Here is a 26,796-nt window from a genome sequence, read left to right on the forward strand (position 1 = left end):
CACACTCACAAATTGGCTAATTAGGTTGAATCGGGTCAAACCGTGATCAATACATCTCGGGGCCGGCCGCTCTCCCGGCTCTGCTCCTGCTCATGCGGTCGGGCCGCTTGCGGAAGCTCCTCACCGGTCAGTGCCGTACGCTGGCGCTGTTGGCCCTGCTGGCCACCACTGTCGGCTCCCACCTGCACATTGACCTGAACGAAGTGCTGGCCAACCAGCTCCTGGCGCAAGCGATCGCTAGTCTGTTGCAGCAGACGAGCCACATCGGCATTCACGGCAGACAGCTGAACGTTCAAACGTCCCGATTCATGGCTGAGCAGGATTTCCATGCTGCCAAGCTCCGGCGGATCGAGGCGGATGGTTGCACTCTGAATCTTCTGTTGGATCTGCAGATCGACGTTCTCGCGCAAGGCGTGCAGCATCTGCTCGCCCCACTTGGTTTCCGGCGCTTGAAGCTTCAGGGCGCGATCGGCCGCCTGCAGCGGAGCAATCTGTCCACGCTCGAGGGTGCTCGGCAGCGGCTCACCGCCATCCAGCGGCTCGGCCACGCTCAGCGGCTCCAGCGCAGTCGCAGACAAGGATTCGGCCAGCGCTGACGCGGCCCCCGGCTGGCCCAGGCTCATCTCAGGGGCCTGTCTGGATATCACTGGCGCCAACAGATTCGTGTCACCGACTCTGTCCTGAAGACTGCGGCCCATCTGCATCTGCCGTAGGTCCGCCTGAGCGTTATCGAATGACTGACCTGCAAGCGGACGTTGATCGGGTGTCCATGCAAGCGATGCGTCAGCCACCGGTTCGGCAGTTTCCGATAAAGCCTGGTCGACCAGTCCCGGTGCGGCCGCCGGCGACCCGGCGTCGCGGGCCTGAATCGTAGCCAGTTGCTGATCGATCATGCTCAGCAGCCATTGTTCGGGAGTCAGTTCCTGTGGCGCTTCGGCACCTCGTGCGGCGTCGCCTCCCGCCTGCATCACCTGTCCTTGTTCGGGTGTCAGGGCCGCTGGCGTGCCTTGCAACAAAACCACGGAAAGCTCGAGCGGCCGCGGCTCGGACTCACCGGTTGCAAGCTTCATCCGCTCATCGAACGCGAGGATGGCGTCGTCGGCCGGCTGTCGTCCATCGGCCAACCGGCCGCCGTGGGCCGCGCTTGGCGTCGGCAGCGAGGGATCGGCGCTTCCGGCCGGACGCGTGGCTGAGATCGACTGGATCATCACCGGTCTCCGACTTGGAACATGTCTATTCGCTGATAGGCTGCACGCCCTTCGGCGTACTCAAGATGATTCAACAGCAACAGGCGCAGGCGTTCGCATTCATCGGCGCAGGCTTTCAGGCCTTCACCGTGAAGGTGTTTGAGCTGCTGCTTGGCGGCGATGGTTGGCGGATCGAGCTCAGCCCGATCCGCCAGGGCTTCCAGGCATTGCCGCAGCGACGCATCGACCACTGCGACGGCATTCCAGTCACTGGCCTGCAACGCCTGCTGCAGCTGATCGTGCAGCTCCATCAGGCGCGCGCTATCACTTACGTGCGGCACTGACGCCCTCCCAACCTTCGCGAAGAATGCCAAGCAGGTTGATGACTTCATCCAGACCTTCGAGCGACAGCGACACGCTGACATCGGAGAGGCGGTAGATACAGTATTCGTAGAGGCGCGCCAGGCCCTGAACCACCTCGCCGCCGCCCTCTTCGTCGAGCGCGCCGTTGAGGCCGTTGAGGATGTTCATGCACTTCTCCAGAGAAATGCCCTTCTGCTGATAACGCTTGTGCTCGATATGTCCGCGAGCGCGGGCCAACTCATCGAGTAGGCCATCCATCAGCACCAGCACCAGCTCATAAGGCGAAGCGGAGGCCGCACGGGCTTCGAGATCTACCGAGCGGTAGCTTTCATAACTGTCGTTTGGGAGGTAGGTGCTCATCCGAACAATCCGAAGGTCTGCTCCATGCTCTGCATGGTCTGCATCATGGAAGTGAATTGCTTGAGGTAGCGGCTGTAGTGGGTGTCGTACTGCTGCTGAAGATTTTCGAACTGCTCGTCGATACGGCGCAGGCTCATGTCCAGCGTGTCCATGCGGTTCTTCAACATACCGTTGGTGCTGCTGGTGTAGCTGGCAACGGTCTTGTCGATGCTCTCGAGCAGGTTGTCCTTGCCGGTGAACAGCGCCTCGAAGCCTTCCGGATCGTTGGCGACGGCAGCTTCGAAGCGCTTGGCGTCGATGGTCAGCTTGCCGTTGCGATCGGCGCTGATACTGAAATTGATCAGGCTGGTGCCGCCGAAATCGGTACGCAGCAGGCCATTGAGGCGGCTTTCGATGGACCGGATGCTGGAATCGCCGGCCAGGACGCCGCGCGCCGCACTTTCGCTGCCGCTGACGGTTAGCGAGTCGAAGCTGCCCATCAGCGTATTGAAGGCGTCGATAAAACTCTGAGCCTTGGCCTGGGTGCCTTCCTTGTCTTGCGCGATATCGAGGGTTAGCGGTGATTCACCGGTGGCATGCGCCTTGGTGAAGGTCATGCTGACGCCTTCGATGACGTTCTCGAAGGTATTGCTGGCATTGGTCAGCTTGATCCCCGAGGCATCCCGACCGAGATATACCTCGGCGTCCGCTGCGGTGGACAGACGAGTCGGGCTGGCAATTGCGGCTTCGACCGCCGAATTGCCTGAGGCGCTCAGGCTGATGCTCTGTGCGGCTCCGGTTTCCTCAGTGGTCAGGACCAGATTGACCGCGCCGTCGCTGCGTACCAGAGTGGCCCGAACGCCGCTGTTATCGACCGCGTCATTGATTGCACTGGCGAGGCCGTCAAGGGTGGTGATGCCGGTCATATCGACATCGAACGAATCCACACCGCCCTGGCCGATAGTGAGCGTACCGCCGCCCGCCAAGCTGGCGTCAGTCAGGCCCTGCAATGCGATCTGATCCTTGCTGGCCAACTGCTTGACGAAAAAGTCGTAACTGCCAGCCTGTGCGGTGGTGCCAACCGTAGCGCTGGCATAACCGTCCTGGCTAAAGGTCGCTTTATTGGTCAGCATGCTCGAAGTGCTGCTATTGAGCTTGGTTATAGCCGACTTGAAGGTCGTCAACGAGCTGCGCAGCGAGCTCAGCGCATCGCGCTGGGCCTTGTAGTTCGATTCGTTGCGGTTCAACCGATCCAGCGAAGACTGAACTTCGTAGGTCGCCAACTGCGTCGACATCTGCTGTACGTAATCGGAATCTATAGCCATCACCATCCCCTCTTGATGTCTGTTGAGCAAATTGAGTGCCAAGTCGAAAAGGCCGCATTACGGGCGTTCGAGAGGCAGCCAAGCAGAAAAAAGGCTTCCGCAACGCGACGTGACGAGGAAACGGGGAAACACCGCTTCCTCCTGTGGCGATGACGGAACGACGCTCTATAAAGGCGACTTGAACGCGCGTTTTATTTAGCGGGCTGAAGACCCATTTGCCATGGGACGCACCACGAGCAGGCATCGGCTCGGCACGGTGGCCGGCTTTGGCAGGAACGCTACAGGCAAGCCATTGACTAGCAGCGGACAGAAAGTCTGCGAAGCGGCTCAGTAAGCCTGCGGCGTATAGAGGCGGGCATCCTGATTGCCAGCGAGCAGTTGCTGCAGGATGTCGTGATGCATGGCAAGAAGCTTGCCGTTGTGCTCATTAAACAGCTGGCACTGCACGGCGAGATCGCCGACCTGCTGCCAGTGTTGCTGCAGCGACACGCCGCGCTCGCCCGAGCAGCTGGACAACAGACGGCGCATACCAGCCGCGGTTGCATCCAGACGGAAAGCTGCGAGCACCTTGCTGCGGCGCTGGGCGCGGGCGGCAATGGCTTCGACGCGAAGGGTGATCTGCAGATTGATGCGATCGATTTCGGGCACATCGCGTTCCAGCAGACGACCGTAGAGCTCCTGCATCAACTCGCGCATAACCAGATAGTCGCTGCAGTCCTGCTGCAAATCGTTATCGACGACTGCGAGCAGCTTGTCCCGTTGAGTCACGCGTCGTTGCCGCGGTGGTAGCTGAGCATGCTGCTCGCCAACTGACCGATGTCTGTAGATATCTCGCCGCGCTGCAGCGCCTGCTTGATCGCCGCAACGCGATCCAGATCGACCTCGGGCATTGCGCGCAAGGCTTCGTGCATCTGCTCAAGCGGCAGGCTCTCGGCGGGGCGGGCAGTGGACCGCGCGGCGGGGCGGGCGCTGGCCGGACGAGCGGGAGCCGTCTCGGTGGGGGTCGCAATGGCGGGCTTGAAATGCCGGCTGATTTCCATGTTCTCGTTCCAACTCGGTGGTTACTGCCTAACAAGCGACCGCTCGGGCGGAAACCTTAAATAATTTTTCACAAGGCTGACAGACGGGTCCTTTGTTGCTCACTACAAACAGTGACTGGCTTAGGATCGCCCCTCACCCCAACCCTCTTCCCGCAAGCGGGGAGAAGGAGCTGGCCGTGCGGGTTGTTACCGCCATGCTCGGCTCGGCTGTTGCGGTACGAGCGACGAAGCAAGCGCGTACCGAAATCATGGGTTGAACTGGAATTCAGTCCATATCTAACGCTTCGAAGCGGATGCCTCACACCGCTGCGGCGGCCTTCACTCTCCCTCGCTCGCTCCGGGCCGGGGTGAGGGGCGGAGCCGAGCCGACTCCCGGCTCCAAAACAACCACTAGGCAATCCGACCCCGCCACCAGCTCTGCGCCGCCAGGCCGTCCTGAATCTTCTGTTCCTGAGCCAGCAACAGCTGCTGCCACTGCTGGATCTTGGCATCGATCACATGCTCGACGACCTTCTCGCTGCGCATGGCCTGCATCAGCTCCTGCTGGATGCGCGCCAGCGCCTGTTCAGCCACCGCCAGTTCGCGACGTTGCAGTTCGACCATCTTGTACAGCGTGGCCTTGTAACGCTGCTGATTATCACGCTGTAACGGGGTGCTCATCGGCACACTGAAGCCACACAGACGGCTCAAACCGGTAATGTTGTTGCGATAGCGCTGACAAAGGTTCTGCTGGTACTGCACCTGTCCAAGCATCTGCTTGACCCGGTTGCTACGCAGGCTGGCCAGGCGCGAGAGCGTCTCGATCTGCTGTTTCATGGCTTCCTGATGATGCTCTGCAGGAGAGTAAGGCTGGCTTCCAGCTCCGCCGCCTCGCCCACTTCCTGGCGCAGAAAACGCTCGATAGTTGGCGCGAGCTGCACTGAGCGGTCGGTTTTGATGTCCGCTCCGGGCGTATAGCCACCCAGCGGGATCAGCTCCTTGATCTTCTCGTAAGTGCTGTAAAGCTCCTTGAGCTGGCGCGCCGCGCCCAGGTGCGGCGGCTGGCCGACCTGACTCATGCAGCGGCTGACCGAAGCGCAGACATCGATGGCCGGGTAGTGCCCGGCATCGGCCAGGCGCCGCGAAAGCACGATATGGCCGTCGAGAATCGCCCGCGCGCAATCGACAATCGGGTCCTGCTGGTCGTCGCCTTCGGCTAGCACGGTGTAGAGCGCGCTGAGGCTGCCATTATCATTAGCACCGTTGCCGGCGCTTTCCACCAGCTCCGGCAGCATGCCGAATACCGATGGCGGATACCCCTTGGTCGCCGGCGGCTCGCCCAGCGCCAGGGCGATTTCGCGCTGGGCCATGGCGTAGCGCGTCAGCGAGTCGACCAGCAGCAGCACATCGTTGCCCTGGTCACGAAAATAGGCGGCGATGCTGTGGCACAGCTCGGTGGCCTTGAGGCGCATCAGTGGCGACTCGTTGGCCGGCGCGACCACCACCACGGCTTTCTTCAGGCCTTCCTCGCCGAGCGAATGCAGCAGGAATTCCTGCACCTCGCGACCGCGTTCACCGATCAGCCCGACCACCACCACATCCGCCTTGGTCTGGCGCGTGATCATGCCCAGCAGCACGCTCTTGCCCACGCCGGAGCCGGCAAACAGGCCCACACGCTGGCCCTTGCCCAAGGTCAGAGTGGCATTGATCGCCCGTACGCCGACATCCAGCGGTTCGCTGACCGGCTTGCGCTTGAGCGGATTGACCGATGGCAGCTCGGCAGGCAACGGGTCGCGCCCGCTGAGCTTGCCCAGCTCGTCCAGCGGCTCGCCAAGGCCGTTGACCACCCGGCCGAGCCAGGATTCATCAATGTGCAGCTTGGCGTCATCCGGCGCTGGAAACACTCGGGAGCCCGAGGTCAGACCAACCGGTTTCTTGAACGGCATCAGGTAGGTGATGTCACGGTTGAAGCCCACTACCTGCGCTTCGAGCATGCTGCCGTCGCCCTGCTCGACGAAGCAGCGCTGGCCGGTCATGCGCTGGCAACCGAGACTTTCCAGCAGCATGCCGGAGACGCGCACCAGCCGGCCGCTGACCTTGGCCAGCTGCACGGTATCCAGCGAGCGCAGTGCTTCATCGAGCCGGAAGCTCTCGCGTAGCGACATTTCAGGCTTCCGCCTTGATGTGTTCGGCCAGTGTGTCCATGCATGAATCCAGACGCTGTTGGCAGCCGATGTCGGCTTCGGCCTGAGCGGTGATCACGCGGCATTCGCCGAGCGCCAGTTTCTCGTCCGGGACCAGGCGCCAGGCCGCGGCACGTTCGGGAGCGAGTTCCTTGATCCGCGCGCATTCCTCAGGGTTGAGCAGGATGCGCACATCCTCCTGATCGCCCGGCATAGCAGCCAAGGCTTCCTCGGCCAGGGTCAGCAATTGCGTCGGGTGCAGGGTCAGCTCGCAGCGGATCACCTGTTTGGACACTTTCTGCACCAGCTCAAGCAGCTGCTCACGTCGCGCCTGCTCGAAATCCTGGCGGAAACGCTCGACGCTTTCGATCAATTGGTCCAACGGGCGAGCCGCAGCGTCGAAGGCCTGACGCCCCTGGGCACGGCCTTCTTCGCGACCTATTGCCTTGCCGTCCTCAATCCCCCGCTCGAATCCTTCGCGGTGACCGGCTTCGCGACCTTGGTCCAGGCCCTGTTCGTAACCCTTGTCGATACCCTCCCGAAAGCCATCTGCAACGGCGCGCTGCAGCGCCGCTGGGTCCCCGGTAACACTTTCGGCCAGCTCCGCCGCGGTGCGGACCCGAGGCGGAAAACGGAACGGGCGCCAGGCGCGGCCTTCGCCCTTGATGATCTTGATGCTCATCGGCGCTTACTCGACCGTCTGTTCGCGGAACAGCTGAATCTGCAGATCGCCGTCGGCGGACATTTCGCGGACCACTCCCATGATGTCCTTGCGCACCTGCTCGACGCGTGACAGCGGCACCGGGCCCTGGCGACGGTTGATCGACTCCATCTGCTGCGCCTGACGTTTGGGCATTGCCCCCTGGATGGCCTTGACCAGCGCCGGCTCGGCGCCCTTCAGTGCCACCACCCACTCTTCCAGCGGGATCACTTCCAGCAGGGTCTGCAGCACATCCTGGTTCTGCCGCGAGAGGATGAAGAAGTCATACATCTCGTCCTCGATCTTGCCCACCAGCTCTTCGTTGTGAGCGCGCAGCAGCTCGAACATCTGATCACGGTTGCCCTTGAAGCGGTTCATGATGTCGGCCGCCTGCTTCACGCCGCGCACCTGCGAACCCTGATTCGACAGCACCTGCAGACTGCGATCGATCAGCTGCTCGAGTTCGGCGATGACATCGCTGTTGACCTCGTTGAGGTTGGCGATCCGATAGAGCAGCTCGTCCTGGCGTTCGGCCGGCATGCACTCGAGCACATCGGTGGCCATGCCTGGCGGCAGGAACGCGAGGAACACCGCCTGCATCTGCGCGTGCTCCTTGGCGATCAGTGCAGCGAACTGCTTCGGGTCGAGCCATTCCATCTTGGCCATCTTGGCGCGAATCTCCTCGCCATAGATCGAATCGAGCAGCGAACGGGTAATGTCACCGCCCAGCGCCTTGCCCAGCATGCCGGACAGATAGGTGCGCGAGGCACCCTTGATGCTGCTCTGCTCCTTGTAATCGTCGAAGAAGCGGCTGATCACGTCGGAGACCATCGGCTGTTTGACGTTGGACAAGCGCGCCATGGCCTGGCTGATGCTGATGATTTCTTCGCGGGAGAAGTTGCGCAAAATACCGGCAGATATGTCATCACCCATGCTCAGCATGAGGATCGCCGCCTGGTCGAGCGAGCTCACCGAGCGCAGCTGCACCGGACGCGCTTTGATTTCCTTGCTCGAGCCGGTCACCGACTCAGCTGGCTGGGTTGAGTTCTCTTTCATTGCGGCCTATCCAATGCTTGATGACTTCCGAAACGCGCTCCGGGTCGTTCTTGGCGAGCATTTGCAGGTGCTCGATCTGTAGCTCCAGGCCCGAACCGGGCGCAGGCAGGCGAATCTCCGAGAGCGGGTTGAGTTCGCCGAATACGTGAACGCCATCGCCCGAGCTGCGCGGGCTGGCCAGAGCTGCTCGCGGCTCGGTTTCGATGGCAGCGGCGCCCGGCATGGCCGTAAGGGTGCCATCGAGAGCGGCCGCTTCTGACTCGGCCGGCGCGGCGCGCTGGGTCAGGCTGCGCACGGCCGGACGGACCACGATTAGCAGCAGTAGAAGTGCGATCACGCCAGCGACACCAAGCTTGGCCAGGGCATGCACTTGGTTATTCTCCCACCAGGGCACCTCGGCAGCGGTGGTCTCCACAGCGGCGAAGGGCAGTACGCTAAGCGTGAGCAAATCACCACGCTCCTGCTTGAAGCCGACTGCGCTGCGCACCATCGCCTCCAATTCGGCCCGGGCTTCCTCGCTCCAGCCGCCTTCGGGCGCAGCCTCGGCGTTGAGCACCACCGCCACACTCTGCTGGCGCAGGGCAAAACCTGCGTGCTTCACATGCACCACGCTCTGGTCATAGTCCAACTGACGGGTCGACTCTTCACGCAGCGAGGTCGCACCCTTGGTCTCGGCGCCGTCCGCTGCCGGCGCTTCGCCTTCCTTCGGCGGCGCGACAGGACGGTTGGCCAGCGAGCCGGGGATCCCCAGTGCGAGCTGGTCCAGCGCGCTTTCGTTGCTCAGCACTTCGCGACGCAGGCGCGGGGTGTCTCCGAAGGACTGGAAGGTTTCTTCCTTCTGGCTGAAGTCGATATCGGCGGCAACGCTGATGCGGTAATTGCCGCTTCCGAGCACCGGCGCCAGTACCTGCTCGATGTTGGCCACCGCCTTCTGCTGGTAGTCCTCGACGGCCTGCCAGTTCTGCGCCGGGCCACCGCCCACGTTCAGCCCGCGCGAGAGCAGCGCACCGTACTGATCGACAACGCCGACATCTTCGGGCTTGAGGTTGGGCACACTGCCGGCGACCAGATTGACGATCGCGCCGACCTGATCGGCGCCCAGCTTGTAGCCGGGTTCCAGCTGCAGCATCACCGACGCCTTGGCCGGTGCACGCTTGCTGACCACGAAGGAACTGTTCTCCTCCTGCGCCAGATGCACGCGGGCGTGCTGAACGCCCTTGAGCGACATCACCGTACGCGCCAGTTCGCCTTCCAGGCTGCGCTTGAGGCGCACGTCCTGAACGAACTGGCTGGTGCCCAGCGGCTCCTCCTTGTCGAACAGCTCGTAGCCGGCCGGCAGCGCCACTTTCACGCCCTTGGCGGCGAGCAGCATGCGCGCATGCGACAGCTGATCCTCACGCACCAGAATCTGCCCACTCTGCGGATGGATGCGGTATTGCACCGCCTCGCCGTCGAGCACCTGCATCACTTCAGCCACGGGAAAGGCTTCGCCAGCACCATGCAGCGGGCGGAACGAGCCGTTGTCGCGCCACAGGTAGAAAGCCACGGCTACGGCCAGCGCGGCGGCGATCACCGCCATGCCGGCCAAAGTCACGCGCGGATCGAGTTGCAGCCCACCAGCGGGCAGCTTGCTTTTGATTTTCTGCAGCACGTCTTAGCTCTCTGTGCCGATCACAGCGGCATCCGCATGACGTCGTCGAACGCCGTGGTCAATTTGTTGCGTACCTGCAGCAATGCGGAAAACGACACGCTGGCCTTCTGGCTGTCGATCATCGCGCCAACCAGATCGTCGCTCTTGCCGCTGTCCACCGCAGCCGCCGCCGCGCTGGCGTGATGCTGCTGGGCATCCACCGAACGCATCGCCGCCATGAATACGTTGCCCGCGTCCGGCGCCGGCTGGCTGGCTGGCTTGATGCCCGGGCCCTCGGCGACATTCGCAAGCTGCTGCATCCGGCCCAGCATGTCCTGCTGTACCTGCATGATTGAACTCATCGCTGGCTCTCCCTTGATACGTCGAAATCAGAAATTCAGCTCGATGCCCTGCTCGCGCATGGCATTGAGGCGATAGCGCAGGGCGCGCGAGGTCATGCCGAGGCTGGCGGCGGCCTTGGACTTGTGCCCGTCGAACCTGCGAATGGTGTCGATCACGTGCTGGTACTCGGCCCACTTGCCACTGGCACGCAGGGCGGCCTTGCCCGTCTCGACGATGGGCTGCGGCGGGCGTTCGGCACGCACCTCCGCCTGCGGCTGCGCCGTCAGGCCCAAGTCCTGCGGCTGGATGAACAAGCCGTTGCGCAGCACCAGCGCGCGCTGCACGGTGTTTTCCAGCTCGCGAGCATTGCCCGGCCAGTCGTGCTGCAACAGGGCGCGGCAGGCATCGCTGGTGAACAGCTCTTCGCCGGCTTCCTGCGGCGCGTACTTGGCAACGAAACGGCGGGCCAGCGGAAGCACGTCTTCCTTACGCTCGCGTAGAGGGCTGATATGCAGCGGCAACACGTCGAGACGGAACATCAGGTCCGAGCGAAAGCGCCCTTCGGCGACCTCCACCTGCAGGTCCCGGTTGGTCGCGGCAATGATTCGGACGTTAAGCTCGATTTCCTTGCGACCGCCCAGGCGCTCGACACGCTGCTCTTGCAGCACACGCAGCAGCTTGGCTTGCAGGCCCAGCGGTAGCTCGCCGATCTCGTCGAGCAGCAAGGTGCCGCCATTGGCCAGCTCGAACTTGCCGGGCTGGGCTGTCACCGCACCCGTGAAGGCGCCCTTCTCATGTCCGAACAGGATGGATTCGAGCATCTGTTCGGGAATGGCTGCACAGTTCACCGCAACGAAGGGAGCATCGGCGTTGGCGGAGAAACGATGGATGTAACGCGCCATCAGCTCCTTACCAGTGCCGGTTTCGCCAGTGATCAGAATCGGCGCGCGGGTCAGCGATACGCGCTGAGCCATGGCCAACAGGCGACGGCCAGCCTGAGAGCAGGTTACGAAGCTCTCTTGCGCTGCATCGGCGTATTCCTGACGGCGCAACAGGGCGCTGAGCTGGCCGTCGCTGAACGGCGACAGCAGGTAATCCACACACCCCAGCTCAAGTAATGTCGCGGCCTTCTCCTGATCCGCGTACTGCACAACCGGAATGACACTGATATTACGGCCGCGCCGCATCAGTGATTCAACCTGTGCATATAAAGTTCGTTCTTCCACACCGCCGATAAATACAAAAACCAGGGCGGTATCTTTCAGCGCCGCATTGTCCAGATCGTTCAGACTTGCATAGGAAAAGACCGCGCAACCTTCCTTGCGCAACCCGGCATTAAGGAAGTCACTACCCGTCTCGGCAGCATTATCGAAAATGATGACTTTCTTGCGCGCTGATGCCGACGCCGGAGCAAATAGCTCTTCGCATGAGTAGTTCATTGCATGACTAACACTTTTCAATGTGACCACCTTGGCGCTGACACGCCTGCCGACTCGCTCGAGTACAACGCCGGATTTCGCCGAAGAAAAAATATTTAACTTTTCCGGAACTTCCGTCGCCCTGCCTGTCCAACTCACCCAGAACGAACGACCAACAATAGCTGACTGCCCCGAAACAATGCGCGCACGTTAACAAGCCCTCCAGGAACCGCCCAATCAGTTCCGCTAAAATTAAATCAGAAGCTCGCAAGTGATCTCAAAAAAGGTCATTTGATACTTATTGATTTAATCCTTCCTCGCGCCTATGCCTAGACTGGCGGCACGCTAGAGCCGTGCCTGAATCTCGGGCGCCGCAAAATCCTGCCCTGGCCAAATAATCTTCTGCTTATACCCCGTGTTGCCGGCTCGCCGATCGCACAAGAACCAGGAAATACCGCACACAACATGTCTGGCAATTCCAAAGTCCATCATGGCGTGCCCGCCCAAAGCCTGACTGTATTGAAACCGCAGAAGCTTGGCCGGCATCATCACAAGATTCCTCAGTTCATAAAAGAAACCACCAACAAGAATCCGCGCTTGATTGGTGACTACTTCCTGCGCAATTACCGCATTAGCCTTGAACTGAGCAAAGTCGATGTGCAGGAGCCCAATAAAAATCCGCCAGATTGCATCTATCGGTCCCCGATGGGGAAGGTCGGTTTTTCCATTGATCGCGCCCTGCTTACAGAAGCTCTCGAGTGTTATTACGGCGGAACTATCGTACCCAGCCAGGACACACCGCCGATCAGCACATCCGAACAACGGATGCGTAATCGCCTGGGCCTCGACCTGACTTATATATTTGCTCGCTCGATATTGTCCGGTGAAACCTTCGGCGAACTCGAGCGTTATGAAAATGACTACGAAGAAACCAGCTGGGAGTACGTGGCGGAGTTTGAGTACATCAGCCATCTGACCAACAGCCGCTCATCGATTTTCATTCATCTGGATACCGATCTGGTCGATGAACTGACCAGTCGGCTGGCCGGCCCGTTGCCCACTCGTTTGACCAGCAATCCGGTCGATCACATCAAGCACCTTCCGGTACGCCTGGACTGCGTGGTCGCCTCGGCGCAAATGCCGCTGTCGCAGGTACTCGGCCTGCAGCTCAACGACATCCTCATGGTGCGTCCGCTGGATCGCTATGAGGTGCGCATCAATCAGCAGAAGCTTTTCCGGGGGACTGTCTTTGAAGAAGACGGCGCCTTGTTCCTCACTTCACTTGAAAGCGTGAAATCCCAATGACCGGTCAACTGTCCGACAACGAATTCGAGAACCTCATCAACGAGGGCGACCTCAGCCTCGACGCGGCCGAAGAGTCAGCCGTCGCCCCCACCCCGCAGCCCCAGGTACCGCGCCAGGACCTGAGCTTCTTCGGCAAGATCCCGGTGAATGTCACCTTAGAAGTGGCCTCGGCGGAAATCTCGCTGAAAGAACTGATGGAGTGCGACACCAGCAGCGTCATCGTGCTCGACAAAGTGGCCGGCGAGCCGCTGGACGTGAAGGTCAACGGCACCCTGTTCGCCAAGGCCGAAGTGGTGGTGATGAATGGCAGCTACGGCCTGCGTATCGTCGAACTGTCGGGCACCAGTCTGGATGCACTGACCCAATGAAACTGCGTCGCGGGCTGGTGCTGCTGTGCCTGGTGCTGGTCAGCCTGTTCCCGCTGGTGGCTCAGGCTGCCGGCGGTGAGATCACATTGTTCAACCTGAACGATACCGAGAACGGTCAGGAATTCTCGGTCAAGATTCAGATTCTGATCCTCATGACCTTGCTCGGCTTCCTGCCGGCGATGTTGATGATGATGACCTGCTTCACCCGCTTCATCATCGTGCTGGCTATCCTGCGGCAGGCCATCGGCCTGCAGCAGAGCCCGCCGAACCAGGTACTGATCGGCATCGCACTGATCGTCACCCTGCTGGTGATGCGCCCGGTCTGGCAGGAAATCCACAGCACCGCCTTCGAGCCCTTTCAGAACGACGAGATCAGCCTGGAGCAGGCGTTGGAAGTTTCCAAGACCAGTCTCTCGAGCTTCATGCTGGCGCAGACCAACAAGACCTCGCTGGAGACCATGGTTGCGTTGGCCGGCGAAGAGGTGCCGGAGAATCTGGAAGACCTGGATTTCTCCTTGCTGCTACCGGCGTTCGTGCTCAGCGAGCTGAAGACCGCCTTTCAGTTGGGCTTCATGATTTTCGTGCCGTTTCTGGTGATCGATCTGGTGGTCGCCAGCGTACTCATGGCAATGGGCATGATGATGCTCTCGCCGATGATGATCTCGCTGCCGTTCAAGCTGATGATCTTTGTATTGGTGGATGGCTGGGCGTTGTTGATGGGTACGCTGACGACCAGCGTGCAGCCGTTTTAGGTGGCTATAGTGAACGCAACGGGTTGTGCGCACGCTGGCCGCGTCTGCTTTCGTAGCAGCGAGCTTGCTCGCGAAGCTTTAGAGCTTTGGGTTTGGTGGCCGAGGCCCATTGCCGTGCGGGGCCGGCACATTGGTTTCGCCCTGCTGGGCGAGTCACTTTTTCCAAACGCCGAAAAAGTAACCAAAAACGCTTGCCCCTACATCCGGGTCTCGCTGCGCTCGACTTCCCTCATTCCATCGCTGCTCCGAGGGTCGCCGCGCAAGGGCCATCCATGGCCCTTCACGGCTCTCGCGGCATCCATGCCGCTCGCCCCTCTACGCAGCGATTCCATTCGGCCATCTGAAAGGGGCGTTCGGCGGCGTCTGGTGGTTCGTGGGCGGAAGAACTGGAAAAGCGTCTCGACCCAGCCTCAGATCGAAAACGAAAATTTTGTAGGGTGGAAAACTGCGAAGCATTTTCCACCGAGATCGACAATGGGACCGGAGGCTATCTCCAGCCATGAAAATCGGTGGGTAAGCTTCGCGTTACCCACCCTACGTTTAGCTCCTGCAACCGCTTCGTTGCACGGCCCATCAGACGCCACCGAATCGCCCCTTTCAGGAGGCCGAGCGCAGGTGGCGTGGAAGGGGTTGAGCGGCATGGATGCCGCGAGAGCGGCGTTGGGCCATGGATGGCCCGTCGCCGCGGGCCCCTGGAATGTCACCGGAGCGAGGGAAGTCGAGCGCAGCGAGACCCGGATGCAGGGGCAAGCGTTTTTGCTTACTTTTTTGGCAACTGAAAAAAGTGAGTCGCTCAGCAGGGCGAAACCAATGCTTCGGGCAACTCCGGTAATAGGCCATACCTCACGAAGCTCAAGCCAAAAAGCCTCGCGAGCAAGCTCGCTTCTACGAAAAGCGTCGGAACCACTGCAGATGGCGCACCTCGTAGCGCCGGTCTGGGAACACGCGGCGTCATATAGCAACGAACGCGCCGCCAGGGCCGGATCGCGAGCCAACGACTCGGCATCCCCCTCGCTCCTACGCAGACTCACTGCCGTTCCGAGCGGCGGAACCACCCTCACCTCCCAGGTGCTCCCATGCTGACCCCAGACACCGCCGTCAACATTATCTCCAACGCGATCCATGTCATCGTGCTGGTGGTCTGCGTGCTGGTCGTGCCGAGCCTGCTCGGCGGCCTGCTGATCAGCATTTTCCAGGCGGCAACGCAGATCAACGAACAAATGCTGAGCTTCCTCCCGCGCCTGCTGATCACCCTCGGCATGCTGGTGTTCGCCGGGCACTGGATCCTGCGCACCTTCAGCGATCTGTTTATCGAAACCTTCACCCAAGCCGGGCGGCTGGTCGGCTAGCCATGGGCAACGAACCCATCATGCAGGTCGGTCAGTACCTGCAGTCGTTGCTGGGCTACTGGTGGCCGTTCTGCCGGATCATGGCCGTGTTCAGCCTGGCGCCGATGTTCAGCCACAAGTCGCTCAGCGTGCGAGTGCGCGTGTTGCTGGCGATCGCCCTGACGGTGGTGCTCACCGCCGCGCTACCGGTGACGGCACCCATCGACCCGCTGTCGCTCAAGGGCCTTCTCACGGCTTTCGAGCAGATCGCCATGGGCCTGCTACTGGGCTTGGCGCTGATGCTGGTGTTCACTGTGTTCACCCTGATCGGCGATATCGTCTCGACGCAGCTGGGCCTGTCCATGGCGGTGTTCAACGATCCTATGAATGGGGTCTCGTCGGCGTCGATCATCTATCAGCTGTATTTCATCCTGTTGGCGCTGCTGTTTTTCGCCACCGATGGGCATCTGGTGATCGTCACCATCATCTACCAGAGCTTCGTCTTCTGGCCGATCGGCAGCGGCATCCATTTCGACGGGCTACAGACCATCGCCCTGTCGCTGAGCTGGGTGATTTCCGCCGCGCTGCTGATCGCCCTGCCGATCGTTTTTTGCATGACGCTGGTGCAGTTCTGCTTCGGCCTGCTCAACCGCATTTCGCCGGCGATGAACCTGTTCTCCCTGGGCTTCCCCATGGCGATCATCGCAGGATTGGTGCTGATCTACCTGACCGTGCCGAACCTGTCGGAAGCCTACCTGCACCTGACCCGTGAACTGCTGGGCAACATCGGCGAAATCCTGCGGAGCGGGCGCAATGTCTGAGCAGAACAGTACCCAAGACAAGACCGAAGAGGCCTCCGAGCAGAAACTCAAGAAGAGTCGCGACGATGGCCAGGTCACCCGCTCGAAGGATGTCGCCACCACCGTCTCGCTGCTGGCGACGCTGCTGGTGCTCAAATTCAGCATCGGCTTCTTCTTCGACGGCATGCAGCAGGCGTTCAGTTATTCGTACATCGACTTTCACAAAAGCGAGATGGGTGTCGATGACCTCCAGCTCATCCTGACGCATAACCTGCTGGTGTTCATCAGTGTGCTGCTGCCCTTGCTGATCACGCCGATCTTGGTCATCGCCTTTGGTCTGGTGCCGGGCGGTTGGGTATTCGCCTCGAAGAACTTCGCGCCCAAGTTCAGCAAACTCAATCCCATCACCGGGCTGGGAAGGATGGTCGGCGCGCAGAACTGGACCGAGCTGCTCAAGTCGCTGTTGAAGATCAGCGCGCTGCTGGGCATTGCCGTCGGCCAGCTGTATTACGCCGCACCGAAGCTGATCGCGCTGCAGCGCAGCGATATCAGCAACGCCATCGGCAGCGCCTTCTCGCTGACCTTCGACCTGGCGATCTCGCTGCTGCTGGTGTTCGTGCTGTTCTCGTTCATCGACATTCCGCTGCAGCGCTTCTTTTTCCTGAAAAAAATGCGCATGACCAAGCAGGAGCGCAAGGAAGAGCACAAGAACCAGGAAGGCCGCCCCGAGGTGAAGGCGCGTATCAAGCAGCTGCAACGCCAGCTGGCCCAGCGCCAGATCAGCCGGGTGATAAAGGATGCCGACGTGGTGATCGTCAACCCGACGCATTACGCGGTGGCGCTCAAGTACGACCCGAAGAAGGCCGAAACACCCTTTGTTATCGCCCGTGGCGTTGATGAGACGGCGCTGTATATCCGCAAGCTGGCCCAGGCCAATGGCCTGGAAGTGGTCGAACTGCCGCCTCTGGCGCGGGCGATCTACTTCAGTACGCAGGTCAATCAGCAGATTCCGGCGCCGCTCTACACCGCGGTGGCCCATGTGCTGACCTACATTCTCCAGCTCAAGGCCTGGAAACAGGGCCGGCGGGCCAAGCCCAAGCTGGCCAGTGACATCCATATTCCCGAAGAACTGTTCAACCGAGCCCGATCATGAGCCTGATTCAGAAACTGACGCCGACATTCAGCAGCGGACGCATTGGGATCCCGCTGATCATCCTGTCGATCCTGGCGATGATCATCCTGCCGCTGCCGCCGCAGCTGCTGGACGTGCTGTTCACCTTCAACATTGCCATGTCGATCCTGGTACTGCTGGTCAGTGTGTCGTCGAAGAGTCCGCTGGATTTCTCGCTGTTTCCGACGGTGATCCTGATCACCACGCTGATGCGCCTGACGCTCAACGTCGCCTCCACGCGGGTGGTGCTGCTCGAAGGTCATACTGGCACGGGCGCCGCGGGCAAGGTGATCGAAGCCTTCGGTGAGGTGGTGATCGGCGGCAACTTCATCGTCGGCCTGGTGGTGTTCATCATCCTGATGATCATCAACTTCATCGTCATCACCAAGGGTGGTGAGCGCATCTCCGAAGTCACTGCGCGCTTCACCCTGGACGCCCTGCCGGGCAAGCAGATGGCCATCGATGCCGACCTCAACGCCGGCCTGCTAACCAACGAAGACGCCAAGGCGCGGCGCCAGGAAGTGGCCAAGGAAGCCGACTTCTACGGTGCAATGGACGGTGCCTCGAAGTTCGTTCGCGGCGATGCCATCGCCGGCATCCTGATCCTGCTGATCAACCTATTCGGTGGCTTCGCCATCGGCGTGTTCGTCCATGATCTGGCGGCTGGCGAGGCCTTCAAGCAGTACGCCCTGCTGACCATTGGTGATGGCCTGGTGGCGCAGATCCCGGCGCTGCTGTTGTCCACCGCGGCGGCAATCATCGTCACCCGGATCAACGAGTCCAGCGACATTACCAGCCAGGTGCAGCGACAGCTGTTGGCCAACCCGGCCTCGCTGTACACCGTGGCTGGCATATTGTTCGTGCTCGGCATGGTGCCGGGTATGCCGCACCTGGCCTTCATTGGCTTCGCCGCGCTGATCGCATTCATCGGCTGGCGTGTCTCGCTCCAGGAGCCTCCAGCTGCAGGCGCCGATCTCAAGGAAATCCAGGCCATCGGCCAGGCGATGGACAAGGAAAAGGCGCAAAACCTGGCCTGGGAAGACATCCCACTGGTCGAGCGGCTGTCGATTTCCCTGGGCTACAAGCTTGTCGGGCTGGTCAACGAAGCCTCCGGTGCGCCCTTGCCGGCGCGGGTGCGCGGCGTGCGCCAGACGCTCTCAGAGCACCTGGGCTTCCTGCTGCCAGAAGTCCAGATCCGCGACAGCCTGCGGCTCAAAGCCTCGCAGTACGACATCTACATCAACGGCGAGAAGATCGACGGCGCCGAGCTGCACGCCGACCGCCTGATGGCGATTCCTTCGCCGGAGCTGTATGGCGAAATCGACGGCATTCTTGGCACCGACCCGGCGTATCGGATGCAGGTGGTGTGGATTCAGCCATCGGATAAATCCCGTGCGCTGAACCTCGGCTACCAGGTGATCGACTGCGCCAGCGTCGTCGCCACGCATCTGAACAAGGTGGTGCGCGAGCATCTGCCGGACCTGTTCAAGCACGACGATGTCGAGCACCTGATGCAGCGTCTCACCGTGCAAGCACCCAAGCTCGCCGAAAGCCTAAAGGCGGCGCTGACCTATACCCAGCAAATGCGCGTCTACCGCCAACTGCTGCTGGAAGAGGTGCCGCTGCGCGACATCGAAACCATCGCAAGCACCCTGCTCGAATGCAGCGAGACCACCAAGGACCCGGTGCTGCTGGCCGCCGATGTGCGTTATGCCCTGCGCCGCAGCATCGTCTCGATGATTGCCGGCGATCGACGCGAACTGGCGGTGTTCGTGCTGGAGAACGCCCTGGAAAACACCCTGCTCAACGCGCTGGCCATCGCCCAGCAGGCCGGCCAGGTGAGCCTGGACAACATTCCGGTGGAGCCGAGCCTGCTCAACCAGCTGCAGAACAGCATGCCGGTGGTAAAGGAAAAGCTGCGCAAGGATGGCCATCCGCCGATCCTCACCGTGATGCCGCAGCTGCGCCCGCTGCTGTCGCGCTACGCGCGGGTGTTCAGCCCGGGCCTGCATGTGCTGTCGCAGAACGAAATTCCGGATCGCGTCGGCGTGAATATTCTCGGCACGCTGGGTTAACCAACCCTGTAGGGCGAATTTATTCGCCTTACAGGCTTCAGGACTACAAGCTGTTCGCCAGAAACACCAGCGTCCTCCCATGGGCGAGTGCCGCGGCGTTCTGGTTGTAAGCCGGCCGTGCCCAGCAGTTGAAGCCGTGATCGACGCCCGGATAGGTCTCGATCTGCGCCTGGCCGACCTGGGCCATTTTCTCCTGCACGGCGGCGACCGCATCGCTGTCGATGTGATCGTCCTCTTCGGCGAAGTGAAACAAGGTCGGGCAGGTGATCCGCTCGGCCTGGTCCAGACGCTTTTCGATGCTGCCAGGGTAGTAGCAGACAGCTGCATCAACGCCGGCGTTGGCGGCGCTCAAAAACGACAGTACCCCGCCCATGCAGTAGCCCACCGAAGCGACGCGTCCGTTACAGTCGTCGCGGCCACGCAGGGTTTCGGCGGTGCGGCGCAGGTCGTCGATTGCCAGATTGAAGTCCAGTGCCTGCATCAGCGCGAACGCGCGTTCCCAGTCGTCGCCGCCATAACCGAGCTGGACGCCCGGCTCGCTGCGCCAGAACAGATCAGGGGCCAATACCACGTAGCCATCGGACGCATACTGATCGGCGACCGATCGAATGTGTTCGTTCACACCGAAGATTTCCTGAATCAGCACGATGCCGGGGCCATGTCCGGCCGGCGGCAGCGCGAGGTAGCCCTTGAAGCTGTTGCCATCCTGCGCGGAAATGTCGATCCACTGTGAAGTCATGCTCGTCTCCTTTGGGTTGCGATGGTTGCCGACCACAAGGCTCGGCGTGCCGAAGAGCGCCGTTGGAACAGGTGCGACAGATGTTGAATCGAGGAGTTCGTGAGGCCGAGACGGTGCATGCATCTGTGATGCGAGCAAGACCCGGTACAGCTGTGATCGCATTACCGGCGAGGGTGGTCAATCGCTAGCGCCGCCTGGGTAGCAGCTGCGCAACCATCTCGACGAAGGCGGGGCAAGGGCGGTCTAGGGCAAAGCCCATCTCGAACGAATCGCGTCGTGAATCCTTACGCACCCATTGGCAGATCACCACCACATCGACCTCGCGCAGCCGCTCGCCGTGATCAGGCACGTGCAGACACATCTCATAGCAGCCGCCGATGACCAGAGGCTGTTTGGCCACCAGCCGCAGACCACCGATGGAAAGATCGCCGATGTAACCCATGGGGTCGCCGCTGAGACGATTGGTCACCTGGATACGGCTCAGATGACGGAAGGTAAGGCGGCTGTGTTGGCGCATGGCGAAACTCTGCAGTCCTTTGTTCGGCAATAGCCGGTGTCACCGCGGCCGCGGCGACGGGCGTGGTGTAAAGGGCAGCAGGCGACCAGATCGCACGGAAAATTAAGCGCAGGGGAAAATATTTTCCCCTGCAGTTCAGGCCCGCACCTACTCCGCGCAAGCAGTTAGCGCTCCGGCTTCTGCGGTTTGCGGTGTCGCAGCGCGTCGTCTTCGCTGACTTCGTCGGCCATGTTCGGCGGTACGTTGTAAGCGCCGCCGGGCACGTCGCTGCGGTCGCCGCCAGCGGCTTCGCCATTGGTTTTGCCGTCGGCCCGGTCGATTCGCTGGTCGTCGCGATCGGTGATGGCGTCGAGATTTTCCTTGCCGCGTTCGGATGGGTTCATGAGGACCTCCTCTGGTTTCGCTGGAAACGTCGTGCTCTGAATAGGTAGGAAGACGACGCCTCTCGGAAGTTGCATGAAGAACCGCCTTGTGGGATGACCGGCCACTCGACGGGTGCGCTGAACTTATCCGGTTGGGCAAAGGCCAAAACAGCATCTGGGGTCTTCCCCTTTGCCGCTGTGTGAGCTTATGCAACTGACTCGAAGCCTACCCATGGATGCCGCTCCCGTTGCGCCCGAGATCGCAGCGCCGTCCCGAGCGCTCTATTTCGCGCTGCTCGATACGCCGGCCAGCGAGGGCGTGCGCGCGGACGCTGCGCAGTATCTCAACGCTCAGTTGGAGACCGCGGCGGCACTGCCCTGCGATCTACCGCCGGACCCGGCAGGGCTCGGCGAATGGCTCGAAGCGCATACCGCCAGCGTCGGCGGCCAATATCAAAGCTATCTCGATGCGCGCCGTGCCGGGGCACCGCGCCGCTATTTCTCCAGCAAGGCCCACGCGCTGCATTTTCTGCAAGGCGTGGCGCCGACCAAGCTGGTCGACGGCGCCTGGCTTTACGGTTTGTTGCAGCGCTGGGACGATGCGCGCTTCACGGCCCTGATCCAGACCTATCTCGAAGAACTCGGCGAAGGCCAGCCGGAAAAGAATCACGTCGTGCTCTATCGCAAGCTGCTCGCCAGCCAGGGTTGCGACGACTGGCAGAACCTGGATGACGAGAACTTCGTCCAGGGCGCGATCCAGCTGGCGCTGGCCGAACACGCCGAGCATTTCCTGCCCGAGGTGATCGGCTTCAATCTCGGTTACGAACAGTTGCCGCTGCATCTGCTGATCAGTTCGTACGAACTCACCGAACTGGGCATCGATCCCTATTACTTCACCCTGCATGTCACCGTGGACAACGCCGACAATGGCCACGCGAAGAAAGCCATACAGGGTCTGCTGGCGGCTTGGCCACAGATTGGTGACAGCGAGCAATTCTATCGTCGCGTCATCAACGGTTACCGCCTCAACGAGCTTGGCGCCAGCACGCTATCGGTGATTGCCGGTTTCGATGCCGAGCAGGAAGTGCTGCGTGTGCTGGAAAAAAAAGCCGGCGTCGGGCAGTTCGTGCATTCGGACTATTGCCGCTTCGATGGCCGCACGGTGAATCAATGGTTGGCCGAGCCGGAGCAGATCCCGCAATTTCTCGACACTCTGCAGCGCCGTGGCTGGATCAAGCGCCATGAAGACCCGCCGCACAGCCGCTTCTGGCAGTTGATGGCCGGCGAACAGGGCCCCATGTTCGGGGTGTTCAGCGCCCACGAACAGCAGCTGATTCACGACTGGATTGCCGGCGACTGGCTGGCCGAACAGCCATCGACCCGCGGCAAGCCGCACCCCGCGTTGGCGCAGCGCCAGAGTCAGTTCAGCGGTCGTCGACAGATGGCCAACGAACGTCCGGCCAAGCCAGCACTAGTGCAGGATCGGAACCAAACGGTCAGCGATTTCGATCAGGAAACGCAACTGCTGGAACAGCAGCTGGCGCAACTACCCAATCGTGACGCTCGCATGCGTCACCTGTTGCCCTTGCTGTCTCCGGCGCGCCACCACAGCGCCGCCGGCCTGCTGGCCACCAGAATCTTCACCGGACTTTTCAACTGAAACCGTTCAACTGAGGCGAATTCGCCAGGGAATCCCATGACGCTGGAAAATGCCCAGGACCGTGCGCTGCTGCACATGGCTCAGGCGCTGCGCGAGCGCGGCTATCACTTCATCACCCCCACTCCGCTGACCCACGAACGGGTCAACCAGCGAATCGATAACGCACTGGCCAAGGATCTGTGCGGCGTCTTCGGCTGGAGCCGACCGTTCCAGCATGAGCTGTTGCCACCGGCGCTGTTCAGTCTGATGGATCAGGCCGGCGTGCTGGCACCCAGCGACTCGCGCTGGCGCAGCCGGATACGGCTGTCGAGCCTGGATGGCCAGCTGTTCGTGCACTCGGCATACCCCACCGACGCCCCGGACGCGGTGTTCTTCGGCCCGGACACCTACCGGTTCGCCAACGCCATTCAGGCGCACCTGAATAACCATCCCGGCAATATCTGCCGTGTGGTGGACATCGGTTGTGGCTCCGGTGCCGGCGCGGTGCTCACCGCACTGGCTCGACCGCAGGCCGAAGTGCTGGCGGTGGACATCAATCCGTCCGCGCTACGCCTGACGCGCATCAACGCGGCGCTGGCCGGTGCAGACAATCTGCGGGCCCAGCACAGCGACCTGCTCAAGGATGTCGACGGGGAGTTCGATCTGATCCTGGCCAACCCGCCCTATCTGATCGACCCCGGCGAGCGCGCCTATCGCCATGGCGGCGGGCCGTTGGGCGCAGGGCTGTCGCTGGCAATCTTCGACAGCGCGCTGGAACGCCTCGCCCCGTGCGGCACGCTGCTGCTCTATACCGGCGTGGCGATGGTCGGCAATAAGGACCCTTTCCTTCGGGAGGTCAGCCAGCGTCTCGAAGGCCGCGACCTGCAATGGACCTACCGTGAAGTCGATCCGGACGTATTTGGCGAGGAGTTGCTCGACGGCGTCTACGCCGAATGCGACCGGATTGCCGCCGTGGTGCTGGAAGTGACCCGGCCGGCAAGGTGATCGACGCGAAGCCTCAGTTTGGATTGATGGAGTGCGCCCTTCCTACGAGTCGGCCAGTGGCTGAGTCCGTGGATGGGTGCAACCCATCAATCGTAAGCGCTCGGCTCAGACTGGCAGCAGCACCAGGCACACCGACAGCGTGATCAGCGAGCCGAGCGTCGAGTACAGCACCACCCGCGACACCCGTGACGCCTCGCGACCATAGAATTCGGCGAGCATGTAGGGACCGGTGCCGGTGGGCAGCGCACTCAGCAACAACGCCGAATAGGCCCACAGGGTTGGGAGCTCGAACACCTGGAATGCCAGATACCAGGTGATCAGCGGCTGCACCACCAGCTTCAACGCCACCAGCGGCCAGACGCCCGTAACCTTGCCGCCAGGCTGCGGCTGGGCCAGAAACAGTCCCAGCGATACCAATGCGCAGGGCGCAGCCGCCGCGCCCAGCAAGTCGAGCAAGGTCGCCAGCGGCACCGGCAACACCAACCCGCTCGCAGCCCAGACGCCACCCAGCAGCGGTGCCACCACCAGTGGATTGCGCAGCAGCGCGCCGCTGACCTTGCCCAGCGTACGCGTGAAGCCCTGCCCGGCGTGCAGTCCGGTTTCTACACAGGCCAGGGCAATGGCGAACAGCACACAGACGACGATGATCGACGCCACCATGGCCGGCTGCAACGCTTCGTCACCGAGTACCAGCATGCACAGCGGAATGCCGACGTAGCCGGTGTTGGCGTAGGACGCGCCCAGCGCATCCAGGCTGGCATCGACTAGCGGCTGCTTCTGCAGCAGTCGATAGCCCAGGGTGAAAGCGAACACACCGAGGCAGCCCACCGTGAAGGCGACGATAAAGCCGGGCTGCCAGAGCTGCTCCCAGGTAGACGTCGCGATGACGCTGAACAACAGCGCGGGCAGCCCCAGCCAGACGACGAAACGATTGAGTTCGGACGCACCGCTCGGCCCCATGCGGCCGGTGCGGCGGCACAGATACCCGAGGAAGATGAGCGCGAAGACCGGCAGGACGACATTAACTACGGCGGACATGGTTTCTCTATGGCAGGCTCACCGACAGTAGGTTGGCGGCGCGGGAACGGCGGTTCGGTCGGAATAGATGGCGGCAAACCTTAGCAAAAATGGCTCTTCGCGGGTGATCGGAAGCGCTTTCAAGCTCTACTCACGCTTTCATTTGTCCAGGAGGCGTTCAGCGATATCCAGCGCCTCGACCTCATGACAAACACCTCGCGCTGAAGAGGTTCAGGGAACGTCTGCAGGTCTGGACCATCCCTGCGGCGAACTAACCATCCTAAGTCAGCGCTTATTCAGTCCCGGACGGGAATCGGCTGCTTGCGCCTTAAATAGGCTGAGCCGACCAACCGAGGCCCTTATTCTTTGGACGTGCCACAACGGCCATGATGATGGCCGCCATGACATACAACGAGACGATAAAGAAGAGGCTGTATCTGTTCTGGCCTGTGGAACTCAATATCCAGGTACTGATGGACGGGGTTATTGCGGGCCCGAGGTTCCCCAGCGAGCTGATGAGGGCGATTCCGCCTGCCGCCGTTTCCTTCGATAGATATTCGCTAACGAAGGCGAAGAACAAGGGGGTGAGCGACGCGATACCGATCGACGCAATGCAATAGAAGATCATGGACGACACCAAATCGTTATTGGCGAACCCCATGGCCACGAAGTTGGCCGCAATCAAGCCAACGCAAAAAACATAATGCCAGCGCCGATCGTTCATGCGGTCCGAGCTTAGCCCGATGAGCACCATACCGATGGCACCGACGATATTGGGAAGAGCCTTGAGCAGGCCGACATGGAACACGTCGTTTACGCCCCAGCTCGCGATCATCGTGGGCGCCCAGAACAGCAGCGCATAGACCGCGCCGCTCATGAGGAAGTAGACGGTGGAGAGCACATAGATCTTCGGGTCGCTGAGAAGCGTGCGCAGAGCGCTATGGCCACCGGAGGTCGATGCTACGCGGTCCCTTGCCAAGCGTTCGGTCAATATCTTCTTTTCCTGGTCCGTCAGCCACGATGCCTTCTCCGGGCCATCGCTCAGCAGGAGATAGGCAAGCACGCCGATCAGGAGACAGGGAGCACCGTTGGCAATGAACATCCACTGCCAGCCGTGGTAGCCCAAGACGCCCTGGCCGAACTTCATCAGGGCTCCGTTGAGCGGCCCGATGAGAATACCTGCGATGGCGGTGGCCGTCATGAAGGTAGCGATGACCCTTCCCCGCCGCGCAGGCGGATACCAGAACGTGAAGTAGAGAATCGCGCCAGGAAAGAAGCCGGCCTCGAACGCTCCTAGGAGAAAGCGCAGCACATAGAACTGCCACGGTGTCGTGACCCAGGCCATGGCCGTGGCGCAGGCACCCCAGCACAGCATGATGCGCAGGATCGTCTTGCGCGCGCCGATCTTCTCCAGCATCAGGTTGCTGGGTACCTCGAATAGGAAATAACCGACGAAGAACAGGCCGGCACCAAGGGCGAAGACATGATCGCTGAAGTACAGGTCATTCTTCATCTGAAGCTGCGCGAATCCAATGTTGATGCGATCTATGTAGGCGAAGCAGTAGGCAACCAGCAATAGCGGCAGGATGTGCCAGTTAATCTTCGAGAAGATTGCTTTTTCGGCATCGCTCTCGACGACCGCCTCACCCCTTGGCAGTGGAATCGCTGACATTGAATCGCTCCTGTGGATTGCATCGACCTTAGTTGAGTCTGTTCTTGTTATCGAGCTCAGGTGACCAGCCAGGCCACGTCCGGATACTCGTTGCCGGACCCGGTATGGCCCGCTGTCCACGCGTCCGCGTGCTTGCAGGGCAGGCAGTGCAGAACGCCGTCAATTGCTCAGCTGACAGCACTCATCTCATACGTTGAGGAGGTAATGTTCGTCAACTTCCCAATTCGGGAAATGACTAGCGCAAGTCGATGTGCACAGCGAGACAGCTGTGCAAGAACTATATGCCGATTTTGCCAAGAACCTGACCAGGCCTCTAAAGCGCGCGCCTGATGCGATAGGTGCTGATACTGCGTGGTCAACGCGATTGGCGATACCTGTCGACTGCGCGCTACGCCTTTTCCGAGGGCACGCTGTGCTGCCGCTTGGCGATGAAGCCTTTTGGCACTCGGCTCAGCCTCTGGAGCGACTGGCACTCGCAGTGCCA

General features: G+C 61.3%; 27 protein-coding genes. 9 read left to right on the top strand and 18 right to left on the bottom strand.

Annotated elements, in window-relative coordinates:
- Positions 1–35 precede the first annotated feature (35 nt).
- The 13 genes from NA645_RS16170 to NA645_RS16230 form a co-directional block, all read right to left on the bottom strand.
- Positions 36–1,208, bottom strand: coding sequence for a flagellar hook-length control protein FliK (locus NA645_RS16170; protein WP_256049789.1), 1,173 nt, complete (start codon positions 1,206–1,208; stop codon positions 36–38).
- Positions 1,208–1,528 carry a hypothetical protein gene (locus NA645_RS16175; RefSeq protein ID WP_256049790.1) on the bottom strand — a complete coding sequence of 107 codons (321 nt, stop codon included), beginning with the start codon at positions 1,526–1,528 and terminating at the stop codon, positions 1,208–1,210. Before NA645_RS16175 ends, NA645_RS16170 begins: the two co-directional genes overlap by 1 nt.
- Positions 1,512–1,910, bottom strand: a complete 399-nt coding sequence (gene fliS / locus NA645_RS16180; protein ID WP_256049791.1) for a flagellar export chaperone FliS — start codon at positions 1,908–1,910, stop codon at positions 1,512–1,514. Before fliS ends, NA645_RS16175 begins: the two co-directional genes overlap by 17 nt.
- Positions 1,907–3,214 (bottom strand): flagellar filament capping protein FliD, encoded by a 1,308-nt coding sequence (gene fliD / locus NA645_RS16185; protein WP_256049792.1) that lies wholly within the window; start codon positions 3,212–3,214, stop codon positions 1,907–1,909. Before fliD ends, fliS begins: the two co-directional genes overlap by 4 nt.
- A gap of 327 nt (positions 3,215–3,541) precedes the next feature.
- Entirely contained in the window at positions 3,542–3,982 is a 441-nt protein-coding gene (gene flgN / locus NA645_RS16190) for a flagellar export chaperone FlgN (RefSeq protein WP_256049793.1), read from the bottom strand.
- Positions 3,979–4,254: a flagellar biosynthesis anti-sigma factor FlgM gene (flgM, locus tag NA645_RS16195; RefSeq protein ID WP_256049794.1), complete on the bottom strand. Its 276-nt coding sequence runs from the start codon at positions 4,252–4,254 to the stop codon at positions 3,979–3,981. The genes flgN and flgM overlap by 4 nt, the downstream gene beginning before the upstream one ends.
- Positions 4,255–4,644: 390 nt before the next feature.
- A complete protein-coding gene (locus tag NA645_RS16200) occupies positions 4,645–5,070 on the bottom strand; it encodes a flagellar FliJ family protein (protein ID WP_131649337.1) in 426 nt (141 codons plus the stop codon).
- Positions 5,067–6,398, bottom strand: a complete 1,332-nt coding sequence (gene fliI, locus NA645_RS16205) for a flagellar protein export ATPase FliI (RefSeq protein ID WP_256049795.1) — start codon at positions 6,396–6,398, stop codon at positions 5,067–5,069. The genes NA645_RS16200 and fliI overlap by 4 nt, the downstream gene beginning before the upstream one ends.
- 1 nt (position 6,399) lies before the next feature.
- A complete protein-coding gene (gene fliH, locus NA645_RS16210; RefSeq protein WP_256049796.1) occupies positions 6,400–7,098 on the bottom strand; it encodes a flagellar assembly protein FliH in 699 nt (232 codons plus the stop codon).
- Between the two features lie 6 nt (positions 7,099–7,104).
- On the bottom strand, positions 7,105–8,172 hold the full coding sequence (locus NA645_RS16215; RefSeq protein WP_256049797.1) for a FliG C-terminal domain-containing protein: 1,068 nt from the start codon (positions 8,170–8,172) through the stop codon (positions 7,105–7,107).
- Entirely contained in the window at positions 8,144–9,823 is a 1,680-nt protein-coding gene (gene fliF, locus NA645_RS16220; RefSeq protein ID WP_256049798.1) for a flagellar basal-body MS-ring/collar protein FliF, read from the bottom strand. Before fliF ends, NA645_RS16215 begins: the two co-directional genes overlap by 29 nt.
- A gap of 20 nt (positions 9,824–9,843) precedes the next feature.
- Complete coding sequence (locus NA645_RS16225) at positions 9,844–10,164, bottom strand: flagellar hook-basal body complex protein FliE (RefSeq protein WP_256049799.1); 321 nt, start codon at positions 10,162–10,164, stop codon at positions 9,844–9,846.
- A gap of 27 nt (positions 10,165–10,191) precedes the next feature.
- Entirely contained in the window at positions 10,192–11,583 is a 1,392-nt protein-coding gene (locus NA645_RS16230) for a sigma-54 dependent transcriptional regulator (RefSeq protein ID WP_256049800.1), read from the bottom strand.
- A 444-nt stretch (positions 11,584–12,027) separates the two neighbouring features.
- Here NA645_RS16230 and NA645_RS16235 point away from each other — a divergent pair, with 444 nt between their 5' ends.
- From NA645_RS16235 to NA645_RS16265, 7 genes are all read left to right on the top strand, one after another.
- Positions 12,028–12,867: a FliM/FliN family flagellar motor C-terminal domain-containing protein gene (locus tag NA645_RS16235; RefSeq protein WP_256049801.1), complete on the top strand. Its 840-nt coding sequence runs from the start codon at positions 12,028–12,030 to the stop codon at positions 12,865–12,867.
- Positions 12,864–13,235 (top strand): flagellar motor switch protein FliN, encoded by a 372-nt coding sequence (gene fliN, locus NA645_RS16240; protein ID WP_131649330.1) that lies wholly within the window; start codon positions 12,864–12,866, stop codon positions 13,233–13,235. The genes NA645_RS16235 and fliN overlap by 4 nt, the downstream gene beginning before the upstream one ends.
- A complete protein-coding gene (gene fliP, locus NA645_RS16245; protein WP_256049802.1) occupies positions 13,232–13,987 on the top strand; it encodes a flagellar type III secretion system pore protein FliP in 756 nt (251 codons plus the stop codon). The genes fliN and fliP overlap by 4 nt, the downstream gene beginning before the upstream one ends.
- Before the next feature lie 1,076 nt (positions 13,988–15,063).
- Positions 15,064–15,336 (top strand): flagellar biosynthetic protein FliQ, encoded by a 273-nt coding sequence (locus NA645_RS16250; protein WP_045160116.1) that lies wholly within the window; start codon positions 15,064–15,066, stop codon positions 15,334–15,336.
- Positions 15,337–15,356: 20 nt separating this feature from the next.
- The gene (gene fliR, locus NA645_RS16255; protein ID WP_256049819.1) at positions 15,357–16,136 is read left to right on the top strand and encodes a flagellar biosynthetic protein FliR; all 780 of its coding nucleotides are present in this window, start codon (positions 15,357–15,359) and stop codon (positions 16,134–16,136) included.
- Positions 16,129–17,268 (top strand): flagellar biosynthesis protein FlhB, encoded by a 1,140-nt coding sequence (gene flhB, locus NA645_RS16260; RefSeq protein ID WP_256049803.1) that lies wholly within the window; start codon positions 16,129–16,131, stop codon positions 17,266–17,268. The genes fliR and flhB overlap by 8 nt, the downstream gene beginning before the upstream one ends.
- Positions 17,265–19,361 carry a flagellar biosynthesis protein FlhA gene (locus tag NA645_RS16265; RefSeq protein ID WP_256049804.1) on the top strand — a complete coding sequence of 699 codons (2,097 nt, stop codon included), beginning with the start codon at positions 17,265–17,267 and terminating at the stop codon, positions 19,359–19,361. The genes flhB and NA645_RS16265 overlap by 4 nt, the downstream gene beginning before the upstream one ends.
- Positions 19,362–19,404: 43 nt before the next feature.
- Here NA645_RS16265 and NA645_RS16270 read toward each other — a convergent pair whose 3' ends face one another.
- From NA645_RS16270 to NA645_RS16280, 3 genes are all read right to left on the bottom strand, one after another.
- Positions 19,405–20,100, bottom strand: coding sequence for a dienelactone hydrolase family protein (locus NA645_RS16270; RefSeq protein WP_256049805.1), 696 nt, complete (start codon positions 20,098–20,100; stop codon positions 19,405–19,407).
- A 184-nt stretch (positions 20,101–20,284) separates the two neighbouring features.
- Positions 20,285–20,617, bottom strand: a complete 333-nt coding sequence (locus NA645_RS16275; protein WP_256049806.1) for a PilZ domain-containing protein — start codon at positions 20,615–20,617, stop codon at positions 20,285–20,287.
- A gap of 164 nt (positions 20,618–20,781) precedes the next feature.
- Positions 20,782–21,000, bottom strand: a complete 219-nt coding sequence (locus tag NA645_RS16280) for a hypothetical protein (protein ID WP_256049807.1) — start codon at positions 20,998–21,000, stop codon at positions 20,782–20,784.
- 187 nt (positions 21,001–21,187) lie between these two features.
- Between NA645_RS16280 and NA645_RS16285 the strand changes: the two genes are divergently transcribed.
- Positions 21,188–22,639 carry an iron-containing redox enzyme family protein gene (locus tag NA645_RS16285; RefSeq protein WP_256049808.1) on the top strand — a complete coding sequence of 484 codons (1,452 nt, stop codon included), beginning with the start codon at positions 21,188–21,190 and terminating at the stop codon, positions 22,637–22,639.
- Between the two features lie 36 nt (positions 22,640–22,675).
- On the top strand, positions 22,676–23,623 hold the full coding sequence (locus NA645_RS16290; RefSeq protein ID WP_256049809.1) for a methyltransferase: 948 nt from the start codon (positions 22,676–22,678) through the stop codon (positions 23,621–23,623).
- Between the two features lie 105 nt (positions 23,624–23,728).
- Here NA645_RS16290 and NA645_RS16295 read toward each other — a convergent pair whose 3' ends face one another.
- The gene (locus NA645_RS16295; protein ID WP_256049810.1) at positions 23,729–24,661 is read right to left on the bottom strand and encodes an AEC family transporter; all 933 of its coding nucleotides are present in this window, start codon (positions 24,659–24,661) and stop codon (positions 23,729–23,731) included.
- Positions 24,662–24,968: 307 nt separating this feature from the next.
- Positions 24,969–26,312: an MFS transporter gene (locus NA645_RS16300; RefSeq protein ID WP_256049811.1), complete on the bottom strand. Its 1,344-nt coding sequence runs from the start codon at positions 26,310–26,312 to the stop codon at positions 24,969–24,971.
- Between the last annotated feature and the right edge of the window lie 484 nt (positions 26,313–26,796).

Origin of the sequence: Stutzerimonas stutzeri (assembly GCF_024448955.1) — a bacterium.
Taxonomy (GTDB): Bacteria; Pseudomonadota; Gammaproteobacteria; order Pseudomonadales; family Pseudomonadaceae; genus Stutzerimonas; species Stutzerimonas stutzeri_AQ.

What these genes read in the sequence shown, in the direction of transcription:
- NA645_RS16235 (WP_256049801.1), top strand. Translation starts at nt 12,028, where the DNA reads ATGTCTGGCAATTCCAAAGTCCATCATGGCGTGCCCGCCCAAAGCCTG.
- fliR (WP_256049819.1), top strand. Translation starts at nt 15,357, where the DNA reads ATGCAGGTCGGTCAGTACCTGCAGTCGTTGCTGGGCTACTGGTGGCCG.
- NA645_RS16250 (WP_045160116.1), top strand. Translation starts at nt 15,064, where the DNA reads ATGCTGACCCCAGACACCGCCGTCAACATTATCTCCAACGCGATCCAT.
- fliP (WP_256049802.1), top strand. Translation starts at nt 13,232, where the DNA reads ATGAAACTGCGTCGCGGGCTGGTGCTGCTGTGCCTGGTGCTGGTCAGC.
- NA645_RS16230 (WP_256049800.1), bottom strand. Translation starts at nt 11,583, where the DNA reads ATGAACTACTCATGCGAAGAGCTATTTGCTCCGGCGTCGGCATCAGCG.
- NA645_RS16270 (WP_256049805.1), bottom strand. Translation starts at nt 20,100, where the DNA reads ATGACTTCACAGTGGATCGACATTTCCGCGCAGGATGGCAACAGCTTC.
- NA645_RS16295 (WP_256049810.1), bottom strand. Translation starts at nt 24,661, where the DNA reads ATGTCCGCCGTAGTTAATGTCGTCCTGCCGGTCTTCGCGCTCATCTTC.
- NA645_RS16275 (WP_256049806.1), bottom strand. Translation starts at nt 20,617, where the DNA reads ATGCGCCAACACAGCCGCCTTACCTTCCGTCATCTGAGCCGTATCCAG.
- NA645_RS16280 (WP_256049807.1), bottom strand. Translation starts at nt 21,000, where the DNA reads ATGAACCCATCCGAACGCGGCAAGGAAAATCTCGACGCCATCACCGAT.
- NA645_RS16300 (WP_256049811.1), bottom strand. Translation starts at nt 26,312, where the DNA reads ATGTCAGCGATTCCACTGCCAAGGGGTGAGGCGGTCGTCGAGAGCGAT.
- fliH (WP_256049796.1), bottom strand. Translation starts at nt 7,098, where the DNA reads ATGAGCATCAAGATCATCAAGGGCGAAGGCCGCGCCTGGCGCCCGTTC.
- NA645_RS16225 (WP_256049799.1), bottom strand. Translation starts at nt 10,164, where the DNA reads ATGAGTTCAATCATGCAGGTACAGCAGGACATGCTGGGCCGGATGCAG.
- NA645_RS16215 (WP_256049797.1), bottom strand. Translation starts at nt 8,172, where the DNA reads ATGAAAGAGAACTCAACCCAGCCAGCTGAGTCGGTGACCGGCTCGAGC.
- fliS (WP_256049791.1), bottom strand. Translation starts at nt 1,910, where the DNA reads ATGAGCACCTACCTCCCAAACGACAGTTATGAAAGCTACCGCTCGGTA.
- fliI (WP_256049795.1), bottom strand. Translation starts at nt 6,398, where the DNA reads ATGTCGCTACGCGAGAGCTTCCGGCTCGATGAAGCACTGCGCTCGCTG.
- fliD (WP_256049792.1), bottom strand. Translation starts at nt 3,214, where the DNA reads ATGGCTATAGATTCCGATTACGTACAGCAGATGTCGACGCAGTTGGCG.
- flhB (WP_256049803.1), top strand. Translation starts at nt 16,129, where the DNA reads ATGTCTGAGCAGAACAGTACCCAAGACAAGACCGAAGAGGCCTCCGAG.
- NA645_RS16290 (WP_256049809.1), top strand. Translation starts at nt 22,676, where the DNA reads ATGACGCTGGAAAATGCCCAGGACCGTGCGCTGCTGCACATGGCTCAG.
- NA645_RS16170 (WP_256049789.1), bottom strand. Translation starts at nt 1,208, where the DNA reads ATGATCCAGTCGATCTCAGCCACGCGTCCGGCCGGAAGCGCCGATCCC.
- NA645_RS16200 (WP_131649337.1), bottom strand. Translation starts at nt 5,070, where the DNA reads ATGAAACAGCAGATCGAGACGCTCTCGCGCCTGGCCAGCCTGCGTAGC.
- fliN (WP_131649330.1), top strand. Translation starts at nt 12,864, where the DNA reads ATGACCGGTCAACTGTCCGACAACGAATTCGAGAACCTCATCAACGAG.
- NA645_RS16265 (WP_256049804.1), top strand. Translation starts at nt 17,265, where the DNA reads ATGAGCCTGATTCAGAAACTGACGCCGACATTCAGCAGCGGACGCATT.
- flgM (WP_256049794.1), bottom strand. Translation starts at nt 4,254, where the DNA reads ATGGAAATCAGCCGGCATTTCAAGCCCGCCATTGCGACCCCCACCGAG.
- NA645_RS16285 (WP_256049808.1), top strand. Translation starts at nt 21,188, where the DNA reads ATGCAACTGACTCGAAGCCTACCCATGGATGCCGCTCCCGTTGCGCCC.